This window comes from Microcoleus sp. S13_B4 (assembly GCF_036700885.1).
Taxonomy (GTDB): Bacteria; Cyanobacteriota; Cyanobacteriia; order Cyanobacteriales; family Microcoleaceae; genus Microcoleus.
This window is the reverse complement of the sequence record NZ_JAUBPU010000052.1, coordinates 16863-43101: the sequence shown is the minus strand read 5'-3', so window position 1 is coordinate 43101 and position 26239 is coordinate 16863. Positions and strand designations below refer to the sequence as shown.

The 26239-nt window shown below is 47.3% G+C and carries 20 protein-coding genes; 8 read left to right on the top strand and 12 right to left on the bottom strand.

What is annotated here, in order from left to right:
* Nucleotides 1-184: 184 nt before the first annotated feature.
* Nucleotides 185-781: a DUF3172 domain-containing protein gene (locus QT994_RS21580; RefSeq protein ID WP_333050612.1), complete on the bottom strand. Its 597-nt coding sequence runs from the start codon at nt 779-781 to the stop codon at nt 185-187.
* A gap of 287 nt (nt 782-1068) precedes the next feature.
* On the opposite strand from QT994_RS21580, the gene clpS reads away from it, so the two are divergent.
* Nucleotides 1069-1350 (top strand): ATP-dependent Clp protease adapter ClpS, encoded by a 282-nt coding sequence (clpS, locus tag QT994_RS21575; protein ID WP_015178019.1) that lies wholly within the window; start codon nt 1069-1071, stop codon nt 1348-1350.
* Nucleotides 1351-1590: 240 nt separating this feature from the next.
* Here the strand turns inward: clpS and QT994_RS21570 are convergent, their stop codons facing one another.
* Both QT994_RS21570 and QT994_RS21565 read right to left on the bottom strand, forming a co-directional pair.
* Nucleotides 1591-1923, bottom strand: coding sequence for an RNA recognition motif domain-containing protein (locus tag QT994_RS21570; protein ID WP_006635107.1), 333 nt, complete (start codon nt 1921-1923; stop codon nt 1591-1593).
* Between the two features lie 287 nt (nt 1924-2210).
* Nucleotides 2211-3491: a hypothetical protein gene (locus tag QT994_RS21565; protein ID WP_333177991.1), complete on the bottom strand. Its 1281-nt coding sequence runs from the start codon at nt 3489-3491 to the stop codon at nt 2211-2213.
* 409 nt (nt 3492-3900) lie between these two features.
* Between QT994_RS21565 and QT994_RS21560 the strand changes: the two genes are divergently transcribed.
* Nucleotides 3901-5283 carry a UDP-N-acetylmuramoyl-tripeptide--D-alanyl-D-alanine ligase gene (locus QT994_RS21560; protein WP_333177988.1) on the top strand — a complete coding sequence of 461 codons (1383 nt, stop codon included), beginning with the start codon at nt 3901-3903 and terminating at the stop codon, nt 5281-5283.
* A gap of 123 nt (nt 5284-5406) precedes the next feature.
* Here QT994_RS21560 and QT994_RS21555 read toward each other — a convergent pair whose 3' ends face one another.
* The gene (locus QT994_RS21555; RefSeq protein ID WP_333177986.1) at nt 5407-5841 is read right to left on the bottom strand and encodes a hypothetical protein; all 435 of its coding nucleotides are present in this window, start codon (nt 5839-5841) and stop codon (nt 5407-5409) included.
* A gap of 216 nt (nt 5842-6057) precedes the next feature.
* Between QT994_RS21555 and QT994_RS21550 the strand changes: the two genes are divergently transcribed.
* Complete coding sequence (locus QT994_RS21550) at nt 6058-7176, top strand: HNH endonuclease (protein WP_333177984.1); 1119 nt, start codon at nt 6058-6060, stop codon at nt 7174-7176.
* A 121-nt stretch (nt 7177-7297) separates the two neighbouring features.
* Here QT994_RS21550 and fusA read toward each other — a convergent pair whose 3' ends face one another.
* From fusA to rpsB, 5 genes are all read right to left on the bottom strand, one after another.
* Complete coding sequence (gene fusA / locus QT994_RS21545) at nt 7298-9382, bottom strand: elongation factor G (protein ID WP_333046387.1); 2085 nt, start codon at nt 9380-9382, stop codon at nt 7298-7300.
* Between the two features lie 445 nt (nt 9383-9827).
* Complete coding sequence (recG, locus tag QT994_RS21540) at nt 9828-12341, bottom strand: ATP-dependent DNA helicase RecG (protein ID WP_333177981.1); 2514 nt, start codon at nt 12339-12341, stop codon at nt 9828-9830.
* 136 nt (nt 12342-12477) lie between these two features.
* Nucleotides 12478-13434, bottom strand: coding sequence for a hypothetical protein (locus QT994_RS21535; protein WP_333177979.1), 957 nt, complete (start codon nt 13432-13434; stop codon nt 12478-12480).
* Nucleotides 13435-13620: 186 nt separating this feature from the next.
* Nucleotides 13621-14280, bottom strand: coding sequence for a translation elongation factor Ts (gene tsf, locus QT994_RS21530; protein WP_333046393.1), 660 nt, complete (start codon nt 14278-14280; stop codon nt 13621-13623).
* A gap of 322 nt (nt 14281-14602) precedes the next feature.
* Complete coding sequence (gene rpsB, locus QT994_RS21525; RefSeq protein ID WP_333046395.1) at nt 14603-15433, bottom strand: 30S ribosomal protein S2; 831 nt, start codon at nt 15431-15433, stop codon at nt 14603-14605.
* Between the two features lie 435 nt (nt 15434-15868).
* Between rpsB and QT994_RS21520 the strand changes: the two genes are divergently transcribed.
* The 4 genes from QT994_RS21520 to QT994_RS21505 all read left to right on the top strand — a co-directional run bounded on the left by QT994_RS21520 (nt 15869) and on the right by QT994_RS21505 (nt 20774).
* A complete protein-coding gene (locus QT994_RS21520; protein ID WP_333177975.1) occupies nt 15869-18073 on the top strand; it encodes a cation:proton antiporter domain-containing protein in 2205 nt (734 codons plus the stop codon).
* Between the two features lie 83 nt (nt 18074-18156).
* Nucleotides 18157-18693, top strand: coding sequence for a hypothetical protein (locus QT994_RS21515; RefSeq protein WP_333046398.1), 537 nt, complete (start codon nt 18157-18159; stop codon nt 18691-18693).
* A 278-nt stretch (nt 18694-18971) separates the two neighbouring features.
* Nucleotides 18972-19598 carry a DUF3038 domain-containing protein gene (locus QT994_RS21510; protein WP_333046514.1) on the top strand — a complete coding sequence of 209 codons (627 nt, stop codon included), beginning with the start codon at nt 18972-18974 and terminating at the stop codon, nt 19596-19598.
* 3 nt (nt 19599-19601) lie between these two features.
* The gene (locus QT994_RS21505; protein ID WP_333177973.1) at nt 19602-20774 is read left to right on the top strand and encodes a DUF4335 domain-containing protein; all 1173 of its coding nucleotides are present in this window, start codon (nt 19602-19604) and stop codon (nt 20772-20774) included.
* Between the two features lie 175 nt (nt 20775-20949).
* On the opposite strand, the gene QT994_RS21500 is transcribed toward QT994_RS21505, so the two are convergent.
* Complete coding sequence (locus QT994_RS21500) at nt 20950-23028, bottom strand: abortive infection protein (RefSeq protein ID WP_333177970.1); 2079 nt, start codon at nt 23026-23028, stop codon at nt 20950-20952.
* 5 nt (nt 23029-23033) lie between these two features.
* On the bottom strand, nt 23034-23705 hold the full coding sequence (locus QT994_RS21495; protein ID WP_333177967.1) for a hypothetical protein: 672 nt from the start codon (nt 23703-23705) through the stop codon (nt 23034-23036).
* A 240-nt stretch (nt 23706-23945) separates the two neighbouring features.
* Between QT994_RS21495 and QT994_RS21490 the strand changes: the two genes are divergently transcribed.
* Nucleotides 23946-24881, top strand: coding sequence for an OmpA family protein (locus QT994_RS21490; protein ID WP_333177964.1), 936 nt, complete (start codon nt 23946-23948; stop codon nt 24879-24881).
* A gap of 165 nt (nt 24882-25046) precedes the next feature.
* On the opposite strand, the gene QT994_RS21485 is transcribed toward QT994_RS21490, so the two are convergent.
* The gene (locus tag QT994_RS21485; RefSeq protein WP_333177961.1) at nt 25047-26159 is read right to left on the bottom strand and encodes an AI-2E family transporter; all 1113 of its coding nucleotides are present in this window, start codon (nt 26157-26159) and stop codon (nt 25047-25049) included.
* Nucleotides 26160-26239: the final 80 nt, after the last annotated feature.

The following is a 26239-nucleotide window of genomic DNA, read 5'->3' as shown; positions in this document are numbered from 1 at the left end:
AAACCTATCTTTAGTTGAGTTTGAATATATCGATCGCTTCTGTTCTTAGTTTGCGATCGATTATTCAGCAAACCCTACTTAGAGCAGTTTTCGATTCTATGAAATAAAGTAGGGACTTAGGCTTGGCTTAAGTCCCTACTTTATTTCTGTACTTTGCTCAAGTGAAAATCGCTATATCGGCGATTTAGAAATTTTGACCTTCAGTGGTTGGAGCTATCGAACCCGGTTGGTTGAGGAACAGGTTTTTAGCGCCGTCGTTTTGGTAGATACAGTTAATTTCGGGTTGAGCTTCCAGGGGACCGGTGAAGCCAAAGGTGTTCATGCGATTTTTGCACTCTCGCACTTGGTTTTGGCTGACGAGTTTTCTTTGTTCGAGAATAGCCCAGTTATTGGTTCGCAAAACGCATCCGGGACGCATACTCGGCTGCGAGATGTAGACGTTGAAGGGGTTTAGAGTGACGTAGAGGCGCATATCTGTCACCATCGCGCTTGCTCCAAACTGCACGCAAAGTTCCGGGTTCGGGGCACTGCGATCGATAAATTCGCGGGAGGCTACGTTCTCTGGGCTAATTGTAGCTGTGGAGCTAAAGGCAATGCCAATCCCAATTCCCAGAATAAAGACTGCTGTTAAAATCCCTAGGGTGGCGGAATTGAGGAAAGAGGGTTTGCCGGACTGAGGTGGGCGTCGCGACTGTCCGCCAAATGAGCCGGAGTCTTCGTCTCCCCGGGATGGGTCGGCGCTGAATCGGTCGTCGTTGTAGGATTTAGGTTTGCGTTTCATATAAGGTTCCCTCAGTTCTGGAGACTCAACAGGTAGTAGTTTGTTATTTTTAACCGATCTCGCCTTTCTAATATTATGGCGCTAGGAAAGTGGTTGCGGAGGGCCCAGGACACCCCCTCTGGTTTTGGTGTAGGGTTCACAGCTCGCGATCGACCAAGGGGCTGCCTTGTCTGAATTTTCAGATTTCAATAAAATAGCTGAAAGTGACATACTCTTGCACAGCGGAGGAATCCGGCTCAAGACTGTTAACAAATTTTAACATTTTACAAGTCAGGAGGTATAGGTTAGTGTCTGTCGAAATTATTCAAAAGCCTTCCACAGTCCGCAAGCTTGCACCGCGCTACCGCGTTCTGCTGCACAATGATGATTTCAATCCTATGGAGTACGTGGTGCAGACTTTGATGGCGACGGTACCGAGTCTGACTCAGCCACAGGCGGTAAATGTGATGATGGAAGCCCATACTAACGGGATGGGATTGGTGATTGTTTGCGCTCTCGAACACGCTGAGTTTTACGCTGAAACGCTCAATAATCACGGATTGAGCAGCAGCATCGAACCTGACGATTAGAACCTGACGGTACTGCAACGGATTCGCCCAGACCATTTCAGACTCATACCGTCAACCTCTCATACCAAAAAGCCAAGGGTTAGGCCCTTGGCTTTTTGGTATATTTAATCGGGTAGATATGGAAATTTGAAGAGCATAGGTTTTTCGGAACGGCCGGAAGTGGTTCGGAGCTAGGTGAGCTCTCGCGCCAATTTCAACTCTCCAATCTCAAATCTTTATCCGAGGAAACTAAAGAGGAAATTAATAACGTCCTCCTCCGCCTCCTCCTCCGCGAGCAAATTTTCCTGGGCCGCCGCCGCCCCGGTTGCCGCCACCCCGGCCGCCTTCATCTTCGCGCGGCTTGGCTTTGTTAACTTTGAGGTCGCGACCCATCCACTCTGCTCCGTCGAGAGCACTAATGGCTGCATCTTCTTCTGCATCTGTGGACATTTCTACAAAACCGAAGCCGCGGGGGCGACTGGTTTCTCTGTCGGTAGGTAGATGTACTCGCTTAACGGTTCCGTATTCGGCGAAGACGGTGGTGATGTCTTCTTGGGTAACTTGGTAGGATAAGTTACCGACGTATATCGACATGAGGAATAACTCCAAAATTTAGACAGTGCGAAGATTTCAGTTTCGGAGAGTCCCCTGCCGATACAGAAGGGCAAGTTTTTAGACAATTCTGTAGCAATGAACAAAGCCTGCAACTGAATCTGATTCACACTTGGTACTTTAACATAGAATAGCGTCTTTTGAGTAGGTTTCAGCAGTTAATTAAGTCGTTCTAATTAAACGTAAAACTTTTAGGGTATTCATAAAGCTGGTTTATCGGTGTCATGTTTTGCCTGCAGTGGAAGCAGAGAAAGTTGTGGCGCGCGCTCTCACCGCAGGAAAGATACATCCACCTTGCCAAAGTTGGTAGTCAAAGCTAGGTTCACGTTTTCCAAGGCTTTGACTAACCACACCACGCCTTCTCGGGTACTGCATTCGTAGTGACCGAACAAAATTGCCAGCCGCTTTTCTAGGTAGGGCTTGACTTTGCCGCAAATTAGTACGATTTTCAGCAGCAAACCTGTGGTTTGGGTGGGCCCGAGGTTTGAGATTAGGTCGATGAAGACAAAGTGGTTGGGCCGCACAGGACTCTCCACTACTAAAAAGTTCAATAACTGGCTGCAAGTTCTAATCATTAAAAATTCGTTAAACTTCTGATCATCGCTGTGGGGAAGGGTATTTTGTAGTTGCTTATACAATTTTTCGTTAAAGAGACGTTTGCCGTAGCGCTCATCGGTGACAGAAGAAATCAGGTATTCGTACAAGTCGTCTTTAAAGGAGCGGTAGGATTGATTTGTGCTGGCGTTCGCCGTGAAACGGCCCGCTAGCTGTCTGTAGGTATCGGCTCCTTCTACTTTTCCGACAAATTGCTTGAGGGCAAAGAATAGTTCCGGGTCGCTCAACAGGGTCGGATTTTTTATAGGCTGTATATTCCTACCGAAGGAAATGGAGGTTTCCCGACGAGCTATTTGAGCTTTCCTCACTTGGTGAGCGACATATTGTGAGAGATTGATCTCAAATTGCTGCTGCTTTTGAGCTTGGATTTTTTTAATGATTTTCTGCTGTTCGTAGGTGCTGTCGTCGCTGAGGAGGCAGTGTTTGTAGAGGTAAGGGTAACGGGGAATTAAAGTTCCCAGGGCAAGGCTAGCAGGGGTTTTGCTGTTGCTGCTATCTTCATTGCTGTGAGTTATGACTTTGGCTAAGCGTTTGAGGGTGAGGTACTGTTCGCTTTCGATAAATTGATTTACTAATTTAGGGATGGAGCCTCGCCCCCCCGATCGATTGTATCCAAATAATATTTTGGGCGCTTCTTCAAACAGAGCGATCAATTCAGGGATGGCTGCTTGCTTGCTGGGGTATGTTTGCCAGCGGTTGATCAGGATGTGGCAGCAGCGGTTGAGGATGTATTTGAATTCTTGTTCAGCGTGTGCTGAGCGTGCTATTTTTTCGAGTGCGTCGGCGATCGAGCGATCGGGATATCCGACGCCCTCGATAAACAAAGTGCGAAAGCGGCCGATCAGTTCTGCCGGCTGCTCTCGTTGTACCAACTCCAGCCAGTGCTTGTAAAGTAGCTGTTCTTCTTCGTGGCTTTGTCTGTTGTAGTCGTTCACTGTGGATTAACCCTCCGAGGCTGGGGCAGGAGCTTTCAGCGCTATTAGCTTAATGAATTGGCCAATGAATCGCAATAATTGAGTCAACCGAGCTTCTCGCCCGATGGGGCTTAGGGGTAGAAGCTGTCAGCAGCTTAAGCCGATCGATATTTTTTGCTTAGTTAAACTATTTATCAACACCAGCATGACATGAATTGTTGGTAATTAGCAAGGCCTTAAATCACCATCGACTTTGTAAAGTATTGGTAAAGATTGTAGGTGGGTACGGCATAATTTATTGGTGGGCGGACGATTTAGTATTAGGATGATCAAGGTCAATCCTGATCCGCAGCCCGCTGTTAGTTAAATTTGAGGTTGGGCGAGGTAGAATTAGCTTTGAAAATAATTATTTGAAATGTGAGTGCTGGTTATGGTTTGTCGCGTAAGTATCGCCCAACTTGCTGAAATTTTAACTGTACCTTGGCCTGCTGTGTCTGAGGGCGTTTTGACAGCTTTAGGGACAGGTATTGCCACAGATACGCGCACTCTTGAGGGGGGCGAAGTATTTTTGGCGCTGCGGGGAGACAATTTTGATGGCCATCAATTTTTGGCAAAAGCTCGGGATTTGGGGGCGATTGCAGCGATTGTCGATCAAGATTGGCAAGAGGAATTGCCTAATTTTCCCTTGTTGCGCGTTGACGATACTTTAAAAGCTTATCAGTCGATCGCCCGTTGGTGGCGCGACCAATTCAGTATACCTATAGTTGCTGTTACTGGTTCTGTAGGTAAAACTACTGTTAAAGAGTTAATTGCGGCAGTTTTGTCAACGAGGGGAAATGTTCTTAAAACTCAATATAACTACAACAATGAAATTGGAGTCCCAAAAACTCTGTTGGAGCTTTCACCTTCCCAAAATTTTGCTGTAATTGAAATGGGAATGCGCGGGAGTGGCGAAATTGCGCTGCTGTCGCAAATTGCGAGTCCTACTGTGGCGGTAATTACTAATGTAGGAACGGCACATATCGGACGGTTGGGATCGGAAGACGCGATCGCCCAAGCTAAGTGCGAACTGTTAGCCGAAATGCCTGCGGATAGCATTGCTATTCTCAATCACGATTGTGGCAGATTAATCGCAACTGCGTCAAAAGTTTGGCCGGGAAAAACTTTAACTTATGGTTTAGAAGGCGGGGATTTTTGCGGAGAATTGCTCAATCCTGATACAATGTTAGTAGAAGGTGTGGAATTGCCACTGCCGCTGCCGGGACGGCACAATGCTGTAAATTATTTGGCGGCTTTGGCGGTAGGAAAAGTTTTAGGTATTGATTGGGAAGTTTTAAAGCAAGGTTTGTCTGTGCAGTTACCGGATGGACGGGCGCGCCGCTACGATTTGCCCGAAGATATTATGATTCTGGATGAGACTTACAATGCTGGTTTGGAGTCGATGTTGGCGGCGTTGAGACTGTTAGCAGATACTCGGGGAAAGCGCCGGATTGCGGTGTTGGGAACGATGAAGGAATTGGGCGACAGAGCCATCGAATTTCACCGACAAGTAGGAAGGGCGGCGCGAGAGTTGAATCTCGATGCTTTGTTTATTTTCGCTGATTTTGAGGAAGCGGCGGCGATGGCTGCGGGTGCGGCGGGTTTGCCTTTTGTGGAGGTAGAAGATATTGCGAGGGAGAATTCCCGCGAAGATTTAGCAAGGCATTTAATGGAGTTTGTCACACCGGGCGATCGTATTTTATTTAAGGCTTCTCATTCGGTGGAGTTGAATCGAGTTGTGGAGAAGTTTAGGGCAGATTTTGCGGGGGAGTAATAGAAAAGAAATTTTGGGGATTTGAAATTATGCGAGCGCTTCTAGTCGATCGTCGCCTCCAACTCACGTTTCGATCGCTGATGCGTAGGGTAAGATGCCCATCTACACCTAAGTCCCGAGGGTTCAATATCCCGATCGCTCTAACGGCTCGATTTCGATATCTGGAGCAATCTCAATGGCTGCAATTCTGGCATTCTCAACTATCGTATTTCCTATCATTGTATTGTGTACTGCCTCAAACTTAGATTCGGCTTCCGAAATTTCTTCGTAGTGTACAATCAGATGATAATATTTATTAATTGGTTCTCCAGAATCTGAAATTTCCACGGCAAGCGAATCTATATTCTGAGATTGTTCGGCTTTCTCCCGATACTCGTCGGCTAAATGTTCCAGGGCGATCGCGATCGCGTGTTCTTTCGTTTGTCCGTAAAAATTCATGGTATCATCAGGGCGATCGCTCAAAGATGATGATATCTGACAAAGATACTGCCCGTTTGATTGAGCGCAAACGTCGATCGAAATTGTACCAGCAGTGCGATCGGGATTTATTTGAGTCATAAGCTGTTCGGCATTTAAAAGACGATAGTAGGGTGCGTCAGTCCATAAGCGTTTCCCTTGTCCAGTAAGTATTCTAACTGACGCACCCTACAAGGCTGAAACTCACCACAGCACAAGTTTTAGGAGCCGGGGAAGCATGACCTATTTCAGGATATGTCGAAAAAAAGCTAAAATATCGATTAGTTTTCGTTGGACTTGTAATGTCGGAGAGCAGATATGAATTCAGTTGAGGAGACCGGATTGTCACCAATCGTTGACTTGCCACTGATAGGGTCTGCTGAACAATATCTCTTCTCAGTCGAGGACGATCGAGAGCGTGCTGATAAGCTACAAGAATTACTTGTCCCCAAGCTTAAGGTTCTCATTGAACAAGCTTGTAACCTAATTCACCAAGTTTATGGCACAGATGTACTCTCAGATTGCCGAATAACGACTACACCAGCTCATCGATCTGGAGCCAAGAAAACCAAGCCCGTGGAAATAGCAACCGCTGGCTTGGCTATAAAAGGAAAAAAATGGTTTTTCCAACATAGGTTCGTGTGTACTTCTGATAACTTGTTTGTGAACTTTTTTGGATTAAGAGGGTTAGAAGCTAATCCAATTGTCCAAGTCATGAAGAACCATGTGGAAGATGTTACTAGGATTTTGAAGCAGGGTGAATATTATATTTACTCTGATACTATTGCACCGGAAGATGATGGAAAGTTAGAGTATGATGAGTTCATTAACAAACTGCAATTGGCTCCTGAACGAGATTGGAAAACTACCTTTATTCGGAGTCCATCCCTAGTTCTTCCTATTAAAGACCTAGATGCAGCTCAGCCAGTGATTAATAACTTTGTCGAAATCTTTGCTATCTTTCGTGCTGCATCAAATGTGTTTCTTGGTGAGGAAGACCGTTTTGAAGAATACCTAAAATGTTTGTGGGATTGGCAAAATCCGCTTCAGGTTCAGGAATCTGTAACTACTAGATTGTTTCCTGATGAAGTAGATGCAGTACAAACCTTTCGTGAAGGGGCAGTACGGCAAGTTTCAGTCAATGCCTATGAACGAGAGCCTAAAGCTCGGCAAAAATGTATTGATTATTACGGTTCAAGTTGCTATATTTGTAATTTCGATTTTGGCAAAACTTTTGGACAACCAGGAAAAGGTTTCATTCATGTTCATCATCTAAAACCCCTTTCAGAAATTGCAGAAGAGTATGAAATTGACCCTATAAAAGATTTGCGTCCTGTTTGCCCAAATTGTCACGCTATGATTCATCGTAGTTCACCACCATTTACTCTTGAAGAAATCCAGATGTTGTTGAAGTCTGCTCGTGGTTCTACTATCTAATATGTTTTGTTGACTTATTCTAACCGATAGTTTACAAAAATTAGATCCCCGATTTCTTCAAAAAGCGGGGATCTAATTTTTCTGTTTGACTCCAGATAGCACCTACCAGGAGTCAAATACATTACTTCGCAGCTTGACGCTCTTTTGCCGCCTTAATCACTTCTTCAGCGATGTTATTCGGACAAGGAGCATAGTGCGAGAAAGACATTGAGAACTGTCCGCGCCCAGAGGTCATAGTACGCAAATCGCTAATGTAACCAAACATTTCGCTCAATGGTACATCTGCCTTGATCCGTGCTCCTGTCTGGCTTGTTTCCTGAGATTTCATCATCCCCCGGCGGCGGTTGAGGTCGCCGATCACGTCGCCCATGTAATCATCTGGAGTGAATACATCGACATTCATAATCGGTTCGAGCAACTGAGGCCCTGCTTTAGGCAGAGACTGCCGATAGGCCGCTTTGGCAGCAATTTCAAAGGCCATTGCTGACGAGTCAACGGGGTGGAAACCGCCTTCTAGTAGCGTGAATTTCAAGTCCAAGCAAGGGAATCCAGCCAAGACGCCTTTGTCGATGCAGCTTTCAAAGCCTTTTTCGACGGCTGGCCAATATTCTCTCGGCACGCTACCACCAGTCACTTTTGACTCAAACTGGAAGCCGCTTCCAACTTCACCAGGCTCGATCACATAGCCAATTTTCGCAAATTGACCGGAACCACCTGATTGCTTTTTGTGGGTGTATTCGTCTTCGAGGCGCTTGGTAATCGACTCGCGGTAGGCTACCTGTGGTTCGCCGACTTCTACTTCGATGCCGTGGGTGCGCTTGAGAATGTCTACTTTGATGTCGAGGTGTAACTCGCCCATCCCCTTGAGAATCATTTCGCCGCTTTCTTGATCCGTCACCATGTGGAAGGATGGGTCTTCTTGCACCATCTTGGTGAGGGCTGCTCCCATTTTTTCTTCGCCGCCTTTTTGTTTCGGTTTGACCGAAATCGAAATAACGGGATCGGGGAATACCATCGGCTCTAGGGTGGCGGGATTTTTGGGGTCGCAGATGGTGTGTCCGGTGCGGACGTTTTTCATACCGACGATCGCCACGATGTCCCCGGCTTGGGCCGATTCAATTTCTTCGCGAGAGTTGGCGTGCATTTCCACCAAACGGCTGATGCGCTCGGTCTTGCCTGTGGCGGTGTTGAGTACGGTGTCGCCCTTGGACAGAGTACCGGAGTAGAGGCGCGTGAAGGTTAGAGCACCGTAGCGATCGTCCATGATCTTAAACGCGAGTGCCCGCAATGGCCGGTTGGGATCGACGATCGCAAACTCGCCGGTTTCCTCGCCATCGAGATCGACTTCTGGCTGCGGTGTGACTTCCATCGGGTTTGGCAGGTAGTCAACTACGGCATCTAGAACCAACTGCACGCCTTTGTTTTTAAACGATGAGCCGCAGTAGGTGGGGAAAAATGCCCGATCGCGAGTACCTTTGCGAATACAGCGCTTGAGGTCATCAATACTCGGCTCGTTGCCTTCGAGATATTGTTCCATCAGAGTGTCGTCTTGCTCGACGGCCAGTTCGATCAACTGTTCGCGCCAAGTTTCGACATCATCGACCATATCGGCGGGGACATCTTTAATTTGATAGTTCATCGGATCGCCGGAATCATCCCAGATCCAGGCTTTGCGGGTCAGCAAATCGACTACGCCGCAAAACTTTTCTTCTATGCCGATCGGCAATACCATCACCATCGGTTTAGCTCCGAGGATTTTATCAACTTGCTTGACAACGCGGTAAAAATCTGCACCGGTGCGATCGAGCTTGTTGATGTAGATGACGCGAGCGACTTTGGAATCGTTAGCGTAGCGCCAGTTGGTTTCAGATTGCGGTTCAACTCCACCCGAACCGCAGAACACACCAATGCCACCATCGAGAACCTTCAAAGAACGGTAAACCTCGATCGTAAAATCGACGTGTCCCGGAGTATCAATGATGTTGAGCTGATGCTCGTTCCAGAAGCAGGTGGTAGCAGCGGACTGAATCGTAATCCCGCGCTCTTGCTCCTGTTCCATGAAGTCAGTAGTCGCCGCGCCTTCGTGAACTTCACCAATTTTGTGGATTTTACCTGTCAGTTTCAGGATTCTTTCTGTTGTGGTGGTCTTGCCAGCATCTACGTGGGCGAAGATGCCGATATTTCGATAACGAGTGAGATCTTTCATAATTACTGTTGAGATTAAATGCGACGAACCGTCGGCGACCACCTGCAAGCGTGACAAGCGAGGAATCAATGTTGCCCGGTAAGGCCAGTACAGGCCGGATTTCCTTTTCCCTGTTTCTGGCAGGACTATCTTAATTTTGACACTTTCTCGTCATTCCTGCGAAGGATTCTTGCTTCAATAAGTGCTGCAAGCCTGACAACTCATTAAAATAACCCAGACAAAGGGCAAAATCTTCTCAGAAATTAGGTTCGGTTGAGGAACTCATTGAGCAAATAGTCCTGGACGCACGGGTGGTCAGAAACCGGGTTTTTCTACCAAAATATTAGATAAGATTGCATAAATCTTTGATTAATACGGAACCGCAGATGTAAGGCAGATTAAGCAGATAAACGCAGATAATTTCAAGATAGCTATAAAAAAACCAAATTGCTGCGTCCAGGAATATCTAAGTCAAAATCGACCCGCTCATCATCCGCTGATATCTCCGCTCCAACTCATCCCGCACCACCGGCCACTGATTCAAACTTTCATCATTCTCAATTACCATTTGAGCTGCGGCCCTCGCCAACTCCAAAACTTCCTGATCCTCCACCAAACTCGCCAAAGCAAAATCTGGCAAACCTGACTGCCGAGTTCCCAAAACCTGGCCCGGCCCGCGCAGTCTCATGTCCATTTCTGCAATAAAAAAGCCATCTTGAGATTGTTCTAAAACCTTCATTCTTTGCATAGCTTCCGCTGTTTTGGAACCAGGCATTAACAAACAATAAGAACGATTGCTGCCTCGACCGACTCTACCCCGCAACTGGTGTAGTTGCGACAGTCCAAAACGCTCGGAATTTTCAATCAGCATTACCGTGGCATTCGGCACGTCCACCCCTACTTCGACCACAGTAGTAGATACTAAAATATCGGTTTCTTTGTCCCGAAACTTAGAAATTGCTTCATCTTTGTCGGCACTGCTCATTCTACCGTGCAGCAAACCCACCTTAAACTCAGGAAATACACTTTTTTCAAGTTTCTCTTTTTCCTCAATTGCTGATCGCACATCCAACTTTTCCGACTCCTCCACCAGCGGCAGTACCACATAAACTTGACGCCCGCTAGCCACTTCCCGCCGAATCAAATCGTAAGCTTGGATGCGTTCTTTGGCAGACAGTACAGTTGTTTGAATCGCCTGCCTGCCGGGGGGAAGTTCATCAATTTGACTCACATCTAAATCCCCATGGAGCGTCAGTGCCAGCGTCCGGGGAATGGGAGTTGCCGTCATGGTCAAAACGTGGGGAGCCTCGCCTTTTTGCTGCAATTTAGCGCGCTGCTGCACACCGAATCTGTGCTGTTCATCAATTACCGCCAAACCCAATTTATGGAAATTCACCGTATCTTGAATCAGCGCGTGAGTTCCCACTAAAACAGGTAATTCTCCGGTTTCTAATTGGTTGTGAATTTCGCGGCGCTTGGCTATTTTTGTGGAACCAGTTAACAGTTCTACAGACAAGTGCATCAAGTTAAACCAACCTACCAATTTGCGATAGTGCTGTTCTGCTAAAACTTCTGTCGGCGCCATTAAAGCGGCTTGATAGCCGGATTGAATTGCTGCTAGCATGGCCACGACGGCTACTACTGTTTTGCCAGCACCGACATCGCCTTGCACTAATCTGTTCATCGGTTGCGCCGAAGCTAAATCGTTGAGGATGTCGTTAATTACTCTTTCCTGAGCATTAGTCAAAGCAAAAGGCAAGATTTCATAAAAATGTTCGATCAATTTACCGCTAGGAATGATGACTGCGCTAGCTTGAGCTTTCCTTTGGGTTTGGCGGCGCTTTAAAAGTCCTAATTGCAGGTAGAAAAATTCGTCAAAAACTAAGCGGCGGCGGGCGGCGGCTAAACAATCTCGATCGAGCGGAAAGTGAATATTAGTCACGGCATCGGCTAAACCCATTAAACCGTAACGCTCGCGCAAATCCTCTGGTAGCGATTCTGGCAACATTTTCGCCGCCGGCATTGCAGCCAAAATCGATCGCCTCACCGAACCAGCATCCACCCCCTCCGTCAGCGGATAAACTGGTATCAGGCGGCCGACTTTCATTGATTCGATCGCACCGCCGGAGTCGTCTAATACTTCTAACTCAGGATTTTCTAAAGTAATTCCATATTTACCCTGCTTCACCAACCCGGAAGCTGCCAGCACCGCGCCAGTACAATACTCGCGCTTTTTAAATTCTTGCCAACCGCGATTGCTGTAGCGAGGGCCTGCAAAAAAACGACTAATTTTTATCTCTCCGGTGCGGTCTTTTAAAATTACTTCTAATATGGTTAACTTCTTATTCTTCGGACTAGAAAAGCAATTGCAGCGCTTTACTTCAGCGATTAAAGTGACAGTTTCCCCGGCTATTAGCTCGCGAATTTGTACTTGCTTTGCATAGTCGATGTGGTTGCGCGGATAGTAGTAAAGTAAGTCATATACAGTGTATAAACCCAGTTTGGCCAAGCGGTTGCCGTTGGCGGGGCCGATGCCAGTGACCCGGGTTAACTGTTGGTCGAGAGTCAGGCTTGGTGGGGCGGGTGCTGTATTCAGGGGTGCAGTTCGGGGAACGGAAAGTGCTGGGGCGCTTGGTTCAGAAGCGTTAGCGTTTGCGGGTCTGACTTGTGCTACTTGTTCTTGCTGGTGGCGAGTTTCTTGTTCCCAAACTTGCTCCATTTGCCTGAGAAAACTGACCGTAATGGCGATCGAATGTTGGCGCTCTTCGAGATCTTTCTGAGGGTAGATGTCAAATTCAGCGGCTAGTTGTCTGGCTCGATCGCGCGCAGAAGCGGCCACAGAACCTGCAAGTTGTCTCAAACTCAGGCCCAGAAACTCGCTGAAGCGGTATTGACTGCCTTGGATGTCGTTAAATCCGCGATCGGCTTCTACTGAAAGAGCTTTTTGCAATCGCTGCCATTCTGGTTGGTTATTAGTCATCAGTCATTAGTAATTAGTCATCAGTCATTAGTCATTAGTCATTAGTCATTAGTCATTAGTTATTAATCATAGCTCAAGAATTCCAGACAACTGACAACTGACAACTGTCAACTGACAACTGTCAATTGACAACTGACTAATCTTCAAACCAACTCGATCGCCAAGCCGACTCAGCCTCCACCACAGCGAGTTCCCGCTGCTTTTTCTGATAATCGCGGCCCAGCGAGTTCAACTTTACAGACAGGTTACGAATTTGCTGTCGCCAAGCCGAGGTTCCCGCATCGGCAAACTCTATTTCCGACAGTCGCAGTTTAATTGCTGTAATGTGCAGCGCCCTACTACCAAAGGTTGCTGCCAATTTTCGCGATGCTGGTGAGGCGTCGGTTTCAATGATTAAGTTTAATAAGTTAGGAGGCCCAGCAACACTATCGCCGGAGGATTCAGCACCAGAAGCAGCTTCTAGAACCGGTTCTGGCAATTGACTCGGCAATATTCCCGACTGTTGCAGCAAGCGGTTGGTGTCGCGAGAAAGCAGCTTGAGTATATGGACGATCGACTTTTCAATACTATTTTGCCAGCGTGCCAAACTTTCTGGGGAATTGGCACTTGGCAATTGATAATTTGCCAATGAAAATAGATAGTTAATCGCCGAAACTTGGTTTTTTTCCTTTTCGTCTTCTTCCTTTTCGTCTTCTTCCTTTTCGTCTTCTTCCTTTTCGTCTTCTTCGTCTTCCTCTTCGTCTTTGTCGAAGTCGTCTTCGTCTTCCTCTTCGTCTTCGTCTTCCTCTTCCTCTATTTCTTCCTCTGTTTCTGATTCACTCACCAGCGATCGCAATTTTTCCTCCGACGCCGCAGCCAAAGCCCTTACAGACTGCTGCATTTTTTGCCGCCCATCGAAGGACAACTTGAGAAACGAATCCGGTACTGCTTGAGTGCAAAGGTGATAGCAAGCCAAAATTAACTGCTGCCGCACCGCTTGTCCCAACGCATTTAAATAACCTTCATAGGTATTGCTATACTCCAACTTCAAGGCTGCTAAAGCCTCTTCGAGTCCTGCCAAATCTTGCTCTATTCGCTCTCTTGGTCGCACCATATCTCTCGTATAAAATTAAAATAGGACTTACGCAGGTTTTAAATCCTTACGCTATCTGTAGTAAGGTGTGCACTGCAGGCCCTACAAATATAGTCTGTCCATAAGTCTTGTAAAAATTAAAAATTAAAAATGCAAAAAATTGATTTTTCACATTTTTAATTTTTAATTCTAAATCTTAATTTGGGATTATTGAGCACCCATTTGGGCTGCCACTTCATCGGCAAAGTTAGCTTCTACCTTTTCAATGCCTTCGCCCAAGACAAAACGCACGAAGCGGCGCACTTGGACATTTTCTCCAATTTGGGCGATCGTTTGTTTCACCAACTCTTCCACCGAGATATTCTGATCTTTAATAAAAGGCTGATCCATCAAAGATAACTCTTTCATGCGCTTCTCAATCCGCCCTAGAACAATCTTTTCTTTGATGTTGTCCGGCTTGTTGCCCAAGTCATCTTTGCCCATTTCAATTGCCTTTTCTCTTTCGACAACTTCGGCGGGGATATCTTCAACTTTCACGTATTCCACATTCGGGCAAGCTGCAATTTGCATCGCAATATCCCGCACCAACTTTTGGAATTCTTCGCGACGTGCCACAAAATCTGTTTCGCAGTTAACTTCCACCAGCACGCCGACGCGGCCGCCCGTGTGAATGTAGCTGCCTACAAGCCCTTCTGAGGCAACTCGTCCACCTTTTTTACCTGCCGAAGCCAGACCTTTTTTCCGCAGCCACTCAATGGATGTTTCCATATTGCCTTCGTTTTCAACGAGGGCTTTTTTGCAGTCCATCATGCCCGCGCCAGTTTTTTCGCGCAGTTCTTTAACAAGTTTTGCAGATATGTCCGCCATCTTCTTTAAGTTCCCAATCAAAATTAGTTATTAGTCATTAGTCATTAGTCATTAGTCATCAGTCATTAGTCACTAATTTTAATGTTAATGATTAGACCAGAGTGAAGAAATACCCAGTCGATATTAGTACCGACTTTGTAGGTGTAGCGCCAGAATTAATTCTGGCCCTGACACAATGAATGCTTTTGCCAGAGCTCTACTAATGACTTAGACTCGTGCTATGTACAATTAAAAATTAAAAATATCCAACTAAAAATAATAATTATTTTTAATTTTCAATCTTTAATTTTTAATTTACTGGTGTCAGATTCCAAGGGCCCTACTAGCTCTCGGTTTCTTCGCCCTCGGCCTCAGCGGCGTCGTCGGGATCTACATAATCGGGGTCATCCAATTCTTCGATTTCGACATCATATTCAGCGCCTTCGTAGCCACCTTCGTAGTCGTAGTCTTCCTCAGAGTCGCCGCCCTGCTGACCGTGACGACCTTCGTAGATGGCATCAGCCAACTTGCCGACAATCAGCTTGATCGATCGAATAGCATCGTCGTTAGCCGGAATCGCAATGTCAACCAAATCCGGGTCGCAGTTGGTGTCCAACAGAGAGACGATCGGAATTCCCAACTTTTGGCATTCCAACACCGCATTATACTCGCGGCGTTGGTCTACCAGCACCACTCCGTCGGGAATCTTCCGCATAGATTTAATCCCGCCCAGATATTTCTGGAGTTTGGTCATTTCTCGGCGCAGCACCGAAGCTTCTTTTTTCGGCAGCAAATCTAGGGCGCCGATTTCCTCGCGGCGCTCCAAATCCTTGAGGCGCTCCACGCGGGACTTAATCGTCGTCCAGTTGGTGAGCATTCCCCCCAGCCAGCGCTGGTTGACGTAATAAGCACCGCAGCGTTGAGCTTCTTGGGCTACAATCCCTGCGGCTTGGCGCTTCGTACCCACGAACAAAAACTTTTTGCCTTTTTCTGAGGCAACTCTCATGTACTCGTAGGCGTCTTCCATAAGCTGAGCGGTTTGCACGAGGTCGATGATGTGAACCCCGTTGCGCTCTGTGAAAATGTAGGGAGCCATTTTCGGGTTCCACCGGCGGGTTTGGTGTCCGAAGTGAACCCCTGACTCTAACATTTGAGCCAAACTGACTACTGGCATTGTATTTTTAACTCCTGATTCGGGTTAATCCTCCACCCGGTCGTATTTCTGAAGGTTTGCGCCCTCGAAACACCCGAAAACCCGGATGTGCGAATTTAAACAACTTTTCTAGTTTATCACAGCGCGCGCTACTTTTTCTGACAATCTGATATCCGTAGGGTTGGCGTGGCACCGGGATGTGAGATTTAATGGGCGGGTTGGGTGCGGGGTGTGCACGATGCGGTTAGAGTTACTCGCAAGCGCTTCTTAAAAACGAAAAATCTAGGTGGGAGGTGGCCAAAGCCTTTGTTCGCTTGTGAGAGAATGGCGTTGTTGGTGCGCCTCTTGTGCCTTCTACCTTCGATCGAGCTGGTATCCATTTTTTTCGATCGCCAATTCTGTCGGCTTTACTGCCGTGTCCTCTCGATCCGCAAAAATTCCAAAGCTAAAAACGCCATGCCCATCCCCATTCTCGTCCTGCTTGAAGTTCTAATTGTCATCGCACTTTCGAGACTTGTCGGTTTAGGATTTCGATCTATTAAACAACCTCAAGTCATTGGAGAAATTGTAGCAGGAATTATGCTCGGGCCTTCTCTGTTTGGCTTAGTTGCACCCGATTTAGCAACAGCACTTTTCCCAGCCGAAGCCGTTCCCTTCCTCAACGTGCTGTCTGAGGTGGGGCTGATATTTTTCATGTTCTTGGTTGGTTTGGAACTGAATCCGAAGTATCTCAAAAGCAATTTAGATATCGCGATTTTAACTTCCCACGTCAGTATTCTAGTGCCCTTTTCTCTGGGAAGCTTGCTAGCGCTGCTGCTGTATCCCATTGTTTCAAATAATAGCGTTTCCTTTACCGCCTTTGCTTTGTTTTTAGGCGCTGCGATGTCAATTACTGCTTTTCCGGTGCTGGCAAGAATTATTACAGAGCACAACTTGCAGAATACAAAATTGGGGACGCTGGCCCTGACTTGCGCGGCGGTAGATGACGTAACGGCGTGGTGTTTGTTAGCGGTGGCGATCGCAGTTACTCGAACTAACTCCATGATCGGCGCTTTGCCGACCATTTTTGCATCTTTAATTTACATCGCTTTCATGCTGATTGTAGTCCGCTGGTTGTTGCAACACATTTCCCAGCACTACAACCGCACCGGCAGATTAACACAGTTAGTGCTGTCGGGAATTTACATGGGAGTTGTAGCTTCTGCCTTAATTACTGAATTAATCGGCATTCATTTAATTTTCGGTGCATTTTTGCTGGGTGTCGCAATGCCGAAAAATGCGGGATTAACCCGAGAATTAGCTGAGAAAACCGAAGATTTTGTCCTGATATTTCTGCTGCCAGTCTTTTTTGCTTACAGCGGTTTGCGTACTCAAATCGGCCTACTCAACAGTCCAGAATTGTGGCTGCTGTGCGCCGCAGTTTTGGGAGTGGCAATTGTCGGCAAATACGTCGGCACTTACGTTGCTGCCAGAGTTTGCGGCATCAGCAACCGCGAAGCTTCAGCGTTGGGATGGCTGATGAATACTCGTGGTTTGACTGAACTAATTGTGCTGAATATCGGTCTTTCCTTGGGCGTAATTTCGCCGCTGCTATTTACGATGTTAGTCATCATGGCTTTAGTCACAACTTTTATGACTTCGCCTCTGTTGGAGTGGACTTATCCCAAACGGTTAATTCGGTTAGATATTTCAGAAGTTAGCTCTGAGGATTCAGAATTAGAAGATTCACCAATTGCCGGTAGCAGGGAAGAAACAGGTCAAAAATTGCTGCCCACTTATCGAATTTTATTACCAGTTGCCAATCCCAGCACGCAGAAAGGTTTACTGCAACTAGCGGTAGCGCTGGCGCAGCCGGCCGCTGGTATGGGTGGTGACGATTTACAGTCGGCGGCGGTTCATCCTCTGAGTTTGATAGAATTAAATGAGGACTATGCCTTTAAAAGTACGCCTGCGGAAGCCGATCGCATTATTCAAGAGCGCCGCTCGCAATTATCACAATTGATCCAGAGTTTGGAACTGCCGGAGGCGCGGAAATTTGTACATCCTATCATTCGGATTACTAATGATGTAGCGCGGGAAACGGCACAAATTGCGGAGCTCGATCGCGCGGATTTGATTTTAGTAGGATGGCACAGGCCTACTTTTAGCAGCAACCGTTTGGGAGGACGTGTCGGTCAAATTCTCAGCAACGCAAAGGTGGATGTAGCAATTTTTGTTGATAGAGGCCGAGAAAGGTTGAATAACTTGTTAGTACCTTACGCGGCAAACATTCACGATGATTTGGGGTTAGAATTGGCGCTGAGATTGTTAGTTAATAGCGAGGAACGCCGTTTGACGGTGCTGCGGGTGGCGGTTGACGGGGAAGCTGGAAACGAGCTGAGTTATGATTTTCAGCGAGTGATGGATCAGTTGCCGGTTGAGGTGCGATCGCGCATTGAAACTCCGATTGTGGAGGCTGCTGAGCCAATTCAAGCAGTGATTGCGGCTTCTGCTAATGCTGATTTGACGATTGCGGGTACGAGTCGGGAGTGGGGAATTGAGCGCCAAACTTTGGGACAGTATACTGATGAATTGGCTGTGCAGTGTCATTCTTCGCTGCTGATTGCCCGGTGCTACGTTAAAGTGCGATCGCACTTGGCGTCGGTACTTCCTCAAAGGTAGTCAGTTGATGGTTGACTGTTGACTGTTGTTATTGGTTATTGGTTATTTGTGAGTTAGTACCAATGCCCAATGCCCAATGCCCAATGCCCAATGCCCAATTATTAATTACCAAGATGATGAATCATTTAAGGCTCAAATCGCTGACATTTTACGGGATTACGATCGGCTTAGTTGCGCTGCTGTTTAAAGTAGTGAGTGCTTACGGCGAAACAAATTTAAAGGCAGCCCCGGCAATTGCGGGAAATTATCGCTTCGATGCTAAAAGTTTGCCCGAATGTCTGAAATCTGATTCCTTGGTATTGACAATCGAGCAATCGGGTGTTTATCTGAGCGGTAATTTGCGATCGGGCAGCAGAGAGGGCAGGGAAAAAACAGCCGAGGAGAAACCTTCTCTATTTGGTAAGTGGGAAACTCAAGGATTGAACTTGTCGGGTGCGGTTCCTAATTTAGCCGGTTGCAGCGACTCCACAGCAACCGGTCAAAACAGTTCTGTTAAAATGCGCGGAATTGTCGAGCAAGAAAGCCTCAGGGGAAAAATTAGTCTTACCGCTGGGGCAGCGGCTAGTGATTTTACGGCTCAAAGAGCAGCAGTGGCGAAACCCCAGAAGGCGGAACATTGATCGATCCCGATAGGAAATAAGAGATGGGAAATGGGTAATTCTTTGTCGCTTTCCGACTCTCCCCTTCTGCCCTCATGAAGCAAGGAATCACAAAGCGGCGGCGGGGTGGGGGAGTGGGCGATCGAAGTCCCGCCGCCGGAACTCGCCCGCGACGGTCGGTTGCTGCTAAATTGAAAATATACCTAAAAGTTAATGATAAAAATAAAGTATCCCAGAGAAGTTCTTGGTTGAGAATTTGTCTTGCTCAAGACCCCCCGTGCCCGTATAGTTTGTTTGGAATGGATGTTGCCGTGATATTAATGCCGTCAGAAACTTCGCTTACCCAGTCAAACCCGTTAATTTTAGACAGTTTGCCAGACTTATCGCCCTCCGATGGGGGATGTCCCCGCCGAGCCAGATTGCAAATTGACTTGATGTTGCTGGCGATCGAAGCCTTGTATCTCGGAGGTGCCGAAGAAATGCTGGCCGTGTCAAAGGACCTGGAATTGGAATCAATTATCAAAAATCGGGTTGCCCTTTGGCTGATGCGTAATACTAACCCGCTGAGACGCTACACCCAGCGCCGCTCGCTTACCATTGTGGAGGCAAAAGCGCTGGTGGCGATCGCCTGCAATATGGCGCGTAAGTTAACCGCGACAATTCGGCAGTTGCTGCTAGACTCGCAGCAGTTGCGATCGAGAAATATCCCCCTCAACCAGCACTTGCCACTGGCGGAGTATTTAGAACGCTTTCGAGCTCACTTTCGATCGCGCATGAACCCCAAGCGATCGCTAGTTGCAGCTTACGATTCCGACGACAAGCTCAACGAACTAGCTTTGAACTTGTTGAGCAAACTGCTATTTTGTACAGGCACAGCCGGAATGCAGCGCTTCTGGGTTAGCCTGTTTGATGGAGAACTTGAATAAAAAATGACTATTAGGCGTCAGTACAGTCTGCCAAATTGCACCCTGGTTCTAGAAGGGTTGAGCGATGGATCGGCAGCCAGCCAGTTAGATATACGGCCGGTGCTTTCCATACTAATGAGCGCTGAATGCTATGTGAAAGATCTCGGCGAGCCCCTGACGGGGGGACGGGAATTTTTTGAAAGCTTGGTGAGGGCCGTCAGCAGCTACGCTCAAGAATTTATGAGCGGAGTGCATTATCCCGATCGCTACGGCCCGAATGTGGGTATGGTGCAGTTACACAGAATTGACGGGAATTTGCACCGGTTGACCGTTCTACCCGCCTCCACAGGCAGCGCAACCCAAATCGAGCAAAAAACAGAACAGTCGGCAAAATTTGATTTGACGACGGTACAGCTATTTGATTTGGTAGAGGCGATAGATCAGTTTTTTGCCGACACGCAGACGCTGCCGGAATTGTCACTGCAATTAACCCCAATTTCCAAGCGTTACGTCAAGTCTGCCGAACCTTTGGCGAAGCGGAGTTTGCCTGCTGTCGTGGGGGTGTCGAGTTTGGCTTTGGCGGCGATGGCGTTTTTCTTGGTGCCAGTGCCCGAAGTCCAGCGTCCGAGAGATCCGGTGCGGCAGCCCAATCCAGTGGGCCAGAATCAGGGAACGCCGAATCCGGGCGGATCGGGCTCGCCGAATCCCAATCCCAGGCCTGCGCCTGACGGTTTGCTGCCTGCGGATAAAACTCCGAACGCTGAATCGAGTTCGCCGACTCCGAACCCCGCCCCGCAGTCGGACGCTTCACCTAGCGCCACACCGCAGTCGAACACTTCGCCGGAAAGCACGCCCAGTCCTGTTGCTACAGGTTTGGCAAGCCCTGATTCAGCAGCCGTACCAATTACCGATCCAGGGCAAATTGAGCTGTTGAGGGGCAAACTTTCACAGCAAATTGGCGGAGTTGTGAAGAATCAGCCTCCGGTTGATGCGGAGTTGCTTTATCGGGTGAGTGTGGCCCAAGACGGGGCAATTGTCGGTTACAAGTCCGAGAATTCGGCAGCAGTTGATCGATCCGAAACGCCGTTGTCGGAGTTGCTTTACAAGCCGGTTGGCAGCAGGCCGCCTGCGGAACCGCTGGCTGATTTCCGAGTAGTTTTTGCACAAGACGGCACTGTTCAAGTCACTCCCTGGTAATGGTTGATTGTTGACTGTTAACGGTTGATTGTTGACTGTTAACGGTTAACGGTTAACGGTTGACTGATACCAAATCCCGCTTAAATACTCCCTCAATCTCTTAGTCTGCGGAGGCAGACTTGGTTTTTCTAGTAGCGATTTCAAGATCCGAATCATCTACAAACCGATTGCTGATTCAAAGGCCTGTTGGTGCGATCGGCTCAATGTCGGGGTCAAATCCTCCGACTTGATTTGTGCGAATTATCCACAAAAATGCTCCCTGTTTTAAGAAAATTTTGGCTATTTCATCTTGGGTGCGCCTGGGCAGCATTGTTCGGTAACTAATAGCAGCTTTTATCAGGTTCACTATACCGACAAAAAAAGTTTTTTTCAGTTCCGCATCAATCCCCGCCAACCTTGCATTTTTCCGCCAATCTGGACGGACAATGCCGAGGGGCATTAATACTTTTTCTAAACTCTCTCCTAAAGCTACTAGCTGGTGAAACCTTTGGGTTTGTGCGTCGGTGGGATGTGTTTTCAACCAGTCTTGAATCTGAGGATTTGACTCTATTTCGGAAGTAATTTTTTTAATTGTCGCGTAAATTGCCTGACTTGAATCTTGCACGCAAGAAGTTGCTGGCGTGACTAAACTTGCGCCGGTGCCGTCTCCGCTGCGGTAGCGGGCCATCATGATATCTAGTTGCTGGTTTAATTCGGTTAAAGGCGACAAGGTGATGCCGTCAAAATCGTAGTCGCAACACACGCAGTCTAATTTACAGATAATATCGCAAACCGGGCGATCGCCCAACCAGCCGCGCTGCAAGTCTCCCATGTAGCTTTGCCATTTGCTGGAACCGGCAACAATTCCGTCGGGATTGTGGGCGTAAACTTGTTTGTATTCTATGTCAAAACGCAGTTCGCTGGTAAAGCGATCGCGCACTACTTTTGCTACTCCGAAAGCAAAATGTCCGGTGACAATCCCCAGCGGTGGCCGTTCGCCTTTTTTGCCGCCGATACCGCCGAAACTGTGAATCACTATCCCGATATCTCCTTCTTGCCAAGGAGAGATTGAATCGTTTTCTGTAGCCTCATTTGGGGTTAACAATACTCTTTTTGCTTGCCCTTTTTGGGCTGGTGTATTTTCCCAATTTTTGTAGTTTAAATAAGAGAGAGATTTTTTGAGGCCGAAATGTGTTTCATCGGGTGTTAATTGGGCAATTTTGCGAGGTTCGATTGCCTGCACTACAAATATACTGTCTTCGTCTCTTTCGCCGTAAATGTACCAGCCGTCTGGATTTAAGGGGGATTGTTCGATCAGGTGATTGGTAAACCTCGCTACGCCATTTTTATCTGGCTGTACTTGGGGAATCCGAATTATTTCAGCGGCGCCGTCAAATTGTTGAGATGTTTTGTTGAAATGCCGGACAATAAATTTGTCGCTGTCGGCTTCTTTGCGCTGTAAAATTGAGACTAAGGCGCAGAAACGTCCGATAATTTGTACTGGTTCGCGATCGATCGTGAGTTCCTGGCGATCGCTGCTGCTATAATTAATCGCAATCACCGGCCTGCGTAACATCACAGTCACGCTGTCTTCGAGTCTGCTGCCTGCTAGAGTTTCTAAAGGGCCGACATTTCGCCAACCGCTCAATCTATCTGGATGGATATTGCCAGATTTTTTACTATTTTTAGCCTGTTTTGTGAAGTTTATATCTTGGGTTACGGCGTGGACAAAAAACTGTACTTCGCGATTTGTACTCCATTTCAAAAAGGCTGTTTTACCAAGGAAGTATTGATGTTTTTTGGGTGCATTTATCACTTCAAGATACACTGAACCGTAGGGCTGGCGATCTTCCTTTGACGGCAAAATTAAGCGCCCCTGCCAAAGAGCGATCGGCTTGTAGAGGTAGGCAACTGCTGCTGGATTTTCACAGATTATCTCCGGCTCAAGCGCTTCTGAAATATGGCTTTTTCCTCCAAAAATAGTAGCTGTTAAATTGCCGTCACTTTCTACGAATCGGGGTTCTAAAAAAACTTTTTCAGGTTGTGAAATATTAGCGGTTAAAGAGCCAGTATTTTTTTTAAACGAGCGTTTAAAGAAAAGGCGAGTGTTTTCCAATTTTTCATGCAACCAATTGAGGAAAATGCGAATAAAAATAAATGCTGTTAAACCAAAAACAACAGCTAAAATAATCAGCCCCAGAGTCAAAATGAATTGGTTTAAAGACTGACCTGAAACTAAAAAAATTGTTGGCCCGATCAAAGAGAATACCGCCATAATATCTAAAAACGAGTTTTAGGTTCGATCCAGTCTTTGCTGGCTTGACTGCCGAAAACTAGGGGTTTGTCTTCGGTGACTGGTACCGTTTGCCCTGTCATATCAACGGCACAAAGAGGCCAAGATCGATCGCCCAAATTGCCGGCGCGGAACAGAACTTTTCCGGGACAAACTTGACTCCAACCCAACAATACAGCATGAGTGTAAAGACTGCGAGCGGGAGCAACGGTATAAGTGTAATTATCATTTTTGTCCCAAATGACACCGTAGTCGGACATATCGGAAGAGTTGAAAAGTGCTTCAAATTCGCGGGCGAGAATGCGGGAACCGTCTTGATTCCAAGAAACAGGCACTAAAATGGCGATCGTCCCGGACATATCTGTATCATCGCTAGCATACATCCCACTTTCGGCCAGTGGCGAAGCAGCAGCCACTGTTTGCAGTTCGCCGGTTTTGAGATTTTCCACAAACATGACGCTGCTAACCCGACACCGGGAAAATTCCGGCTGCACTTGCAACTCAATTCGACTGTAAGCTGCGTATTGGCCGTTAGTTGAAACTAGGGATGGACTGCGATAGTAGCGCAGGCCTGTGCCGGCAGTGGAGCTCACTTTAGCATGAGTGGCACTAATCCATTCCCAAGGAACGGGATAAGGGCTATTTAAAGGGTCAGTCATCGGTTTTTTTTCCAAAACTTTTACTGAATTATCCAACAGATTCAGGCTGGCACGCAACAAACTAGAAACCCGGTTTCTGCCTCGATATTTCGCCGTCCAACCCCAGATTTATAGAAACCGGGTTTCTTTTTGAGATTTAAGATTGGAGGATAAATCTCAAATCTTAAATCTCAAATCTCAAATCGGATAGGTAAGATAGTATCGAAATTAATCTGGTATGTACACCGAGAGGGATGAAATATGACGCGATCTTTTAACCAAAAACCTTCAATCCCCCCGATTCGCGTCTCCAAGTCGCGGGGAAAAGGTTTGCTTGTACTGTCGCTGATTTTTCGACTGCTGCTGCTGGGGGTGGGCAGCGGTTTTGCGTGGGTTTTGGGGATGGCGATCGCTCAAATTCATCCGTCAGGCGCGACGGAGATGCCGCTGGCAGAGAGATTGCTGCGTGTAACTCCAAATTTGACCTCCAGCCCGAAACGCGCCCCAGTAACGCCAATTCCGGCGCTCCCGCCACCAACGGCTACACCGACTCCCCAGTCAAAAGTCAGCCCTGCCCAGAGAGAGAAATTGCAGTCGGATTTGAGACAGTTGCAGGGCCAACTCAACGCGCTGATTGGTCGCACGGCGGCTTTGGAGAGTCAGTTGGGCAGCAGCCGGCCGACGGAAACTTTGGAAAAGCGTTTGCAGTTGATGTCGCGGGAATTGGCTGCGCCGGAAACGGCGGCAAGTCTTGCCCCTGCTTTACCTGCGATCGGCAGCAGCCCGAGTCTGAACCCTGAAACGGTGAATACTGCGCCCCAGAATGCCAATAATCCGGTGTTTGGGGGGGAGGGGCTGATGGTGACTCTACCCAGCGATGTTTTGTTTGATACTGGCAGCATTTCTTTGCGCGCGGGAACTAATGCGATTTTGGACAATTTGGTCGCGGAGTTGGGCAATCACGAGGGGGCAACTGTGCGGGTTGCGGGCCACACTGACGACGCGGGGGAAGCGGCGGACAATCGCAATGTGTCGTTTGCGCGGGCTCAGGCTGTGGTGCAGTATTTGTCGGGTGTGCTCGGTCAGAAGTATCATTGGGTGGCGATCGGCTATGGAGAAAGTCGCCCTTCGGTAGATAATAGTTCTGATGGTAATCGGCAGCGCAACCGCCGCATTGAAGTGGCAATTAGTCCTTAGTCAGCGGACTTGTGGATACTAGATTTATTGCATGAATCTTTGATTGATAGTCAACCGCTGATGTAAGGCAGATAAACACGGATAAACGCAGATAATTTCCACAGAGGTGAGCGAATGCTTGCAATTGGAGTCTACTGTGTTGAATTCTCAAGGCGTAAGCTGCTATCACGCTGAAGGTGTAAGAGGTGGCAAGTCAGAATTATTTTTAGCCTGATCTATTGCCTCTCGATGTTCGCTCCTAAGCTTCGGTTTTAAATACAAGTTCTCAATCAAAGCTGCCACTCCCGCAAACCAAGGCGGTACGATTACAGCTCCAATAATTCCTAATACTTGAACGCCTCCCAATACAGAAAGCAATTGATATAAAGGATGCACACCAACCGATGAACCAACCAGCAAAGGATCGAGGACGTAAGTTTCTAAATTCTGGATGATTACAAATAACAGTAATACCCACAAAAGTACCCAGCCACCTTTAGCTAAAGCTACTATTAATGCTGGTACTGCTCCTAACACGGGGCCAATGAAGGGAATCAGGTTGGTAACACCTGCGATCGCACCCAAGCCTAAAGCAAATTCCGGCATTCCCAAAATGCTCAAACCTGTGGTAATAAATATCCCTAAAATGCCCGAAACTAACACTCGCCCGCGAATATAACTCCCCATTCTTTGACCGATGGGCGCGGCTTGTGAGGCTAATCTTGCGTCCCAAGGTTTTGGGAAAAATTGCACCAAACTTTTAATTAATGTGTCGCTGTCTGCAACCATGTAACCTGAAATAAATAATGCTAAAACTAAGCTGAAGAAACCGCCGAGAATGCCTCTAGTTAAACTGTACGATCGCAAAACCAGTTGTTGGCTCGATCGAATCAGCCAATTAGTCAGCGATTGAGTGTCCACCAACTGACCCACCAAGGCAGGGGCATCGTCGGTTAGGCGACTCAATAAATTAGTTGCTAAGGTTTCCAGACTTTCGACATAAACTGGTAACTGCCGCAGCAGTAACTCTATTTGTTCGATTACCGTGGGCCCGATTAACACTACCGTCCCGCTAAATCCGCCGATGAGAGTTAAATAAACCATAATCACCGCCAGCCAGCGGGGAACCCGCATCGTTTGGGCCCAATTAACGATCGGGACGATCGATGCGGCCAGCACAACTGATATCATCAGAATTACTAGCAGGCTCCGCAATTGCCACAGCAGCACTAGCAGCAAGGACGATGCTACAATTAGCAGCAAGTTAGGTAAAGAAATGGTTATCCGCTGTTCTGACATGATTAAGTAATTATATTTTTGGCGCTCGTCTCACCCTTGATGTTATAATAATTTTTATAATATAAACAATATAATTAAGA

What these genes read in the sequence shown, in the direction of transcription:
- QT994_RS21490 (WP_333177964.1), top strand. Translation starts at nt 23,946, where the DNA reads ATGACGCGATCTTTTAACCAAAAACCTTCAATCCCCCCGATTCGCGTC.
- QT994_RS21580 (WP_333050612.1), bottom strand. Translation starts at nt 781, where the DNA reads ATGAAACGCAAACCTAAATCCTACAACGACGACCGATTCAGCGCCGAC.
- QT994_RS21505 (WP_333177973.1), top strand. Translation starts at nt 19,602, where the DNA reads ATGACTATTAGGCGTCAGTACAGTCTGCCAAATTGCACCCTGGTTCTA.
- QT994_RS21520 (WP_333177975.1), top strand. Translation starts at nt 15,869, where the DNA reads ATGCCCATCCCCATTCTCGTCCTGCTTGAAGTTCTAATTGTCATCGCA.
- QT994_RS21555 (WP_333177986.1), bottom strand. Translation starts at nt 5,841, where the DNA reads ATGACTCAAATAAATCCCGATCGCACTGCTGGTACAATTTCGATCGAC.
- QT994_RS21535 (WP_333177979.1), bottom strand. Translation starts at nt 13,434, where the DNA reads ATGGTGCGACCAAGAGAGCGAATAGAGCAAGATTTGGCAGGACTCGAA.
- QT994_RS21500 (WP_333177970.1), bottom strand. Translation starts at nt 23,028, where the DNA reads ATGGCGGTATTCTCTTTGATCGGGCCAACAATTTTTTTAGTTTCAGGT.
- QT994_RS21560 (WP_333177988.1), top strand. Translation starts at nt 3,901, where the DNA reads ATGGTTTGTCGCGTAAGTATCGCCCAACTTGCTGAAATTTTAACTGTA.
- fusA (WP_333046387.1), bottom strand. Translation starts at nt 9,382, where the DNA reads ATGAAAGATCTCACTCGTTATCGAAATATCGGCATCTTCGCCCACGTA.
- QT994_RS21570 (WP_006635107.1), bottom strand. Translation starts at nt 1,923, where the DNA reads ATGTCGATATACGTCGGTAACTTATCCTACCAAGTTACCCAAGAAGAC.
- QT994_RS21510 (WP_333046514.1), top strand. Translation starts at nt 18,972, where the DNA reads ATGGATGTTGCCGTGATATTAATGCCGTCAGAAACTTCGCTTACCCAG.
- tsf (WP_333046393.1), bottom strand. Translation starts at nt 14,280, where the DNA reads ATGGCGGACATATCTGCAAAACTTGTTAAAGAACTGCGCGAAAAAACT.
- QT994_RS21515 (WP_333046398.1), top strand. Translation starts at nt 18,157, where the DNA reads ATGCCCAATGCCCAATTATTAATTACCAAGATGATGAATCATTTAAGG.
- QT994_RS21485 (WP_333177961.1), bottom strand. Translation starts at nt 26,159, where the DNA reads ATGTCAGAACAGCGGATAACCATTTCTTTACCTAACTTGCTGCTAATT.
- QT994_RS21550 (WP_333177984.1), top strand. Translation starts at nt 6,058, where the DNA reads ATGAATTCAGTTGAGGAGACCGGATTGTCACCAATCGTTGACTTGCCA.
- rpsB (WP_333046395.1), bottom strand. Translation starts at nt 15,433, where the DNA reads ATGCCAGTAGTCAGTTTGGCTCAAATGTTAGAGTCAGGGGTTCACTTC.
- recG (WP_333177981.1), bottom strand. Translation starts at nt 12,341, where the DNA reads ATGACTAATAACCAACCAGAATGGCAGCGATTGCAAAAAGCTCTTTCA.
- QT994_RS21495 (WP_333177967.1), bottom strand. Translation starts at nt 23,705, where the DNA reads ATGACTGACCCTTTAAATAGCCCTTATCCCGTTCCTTGGGAATGGATT.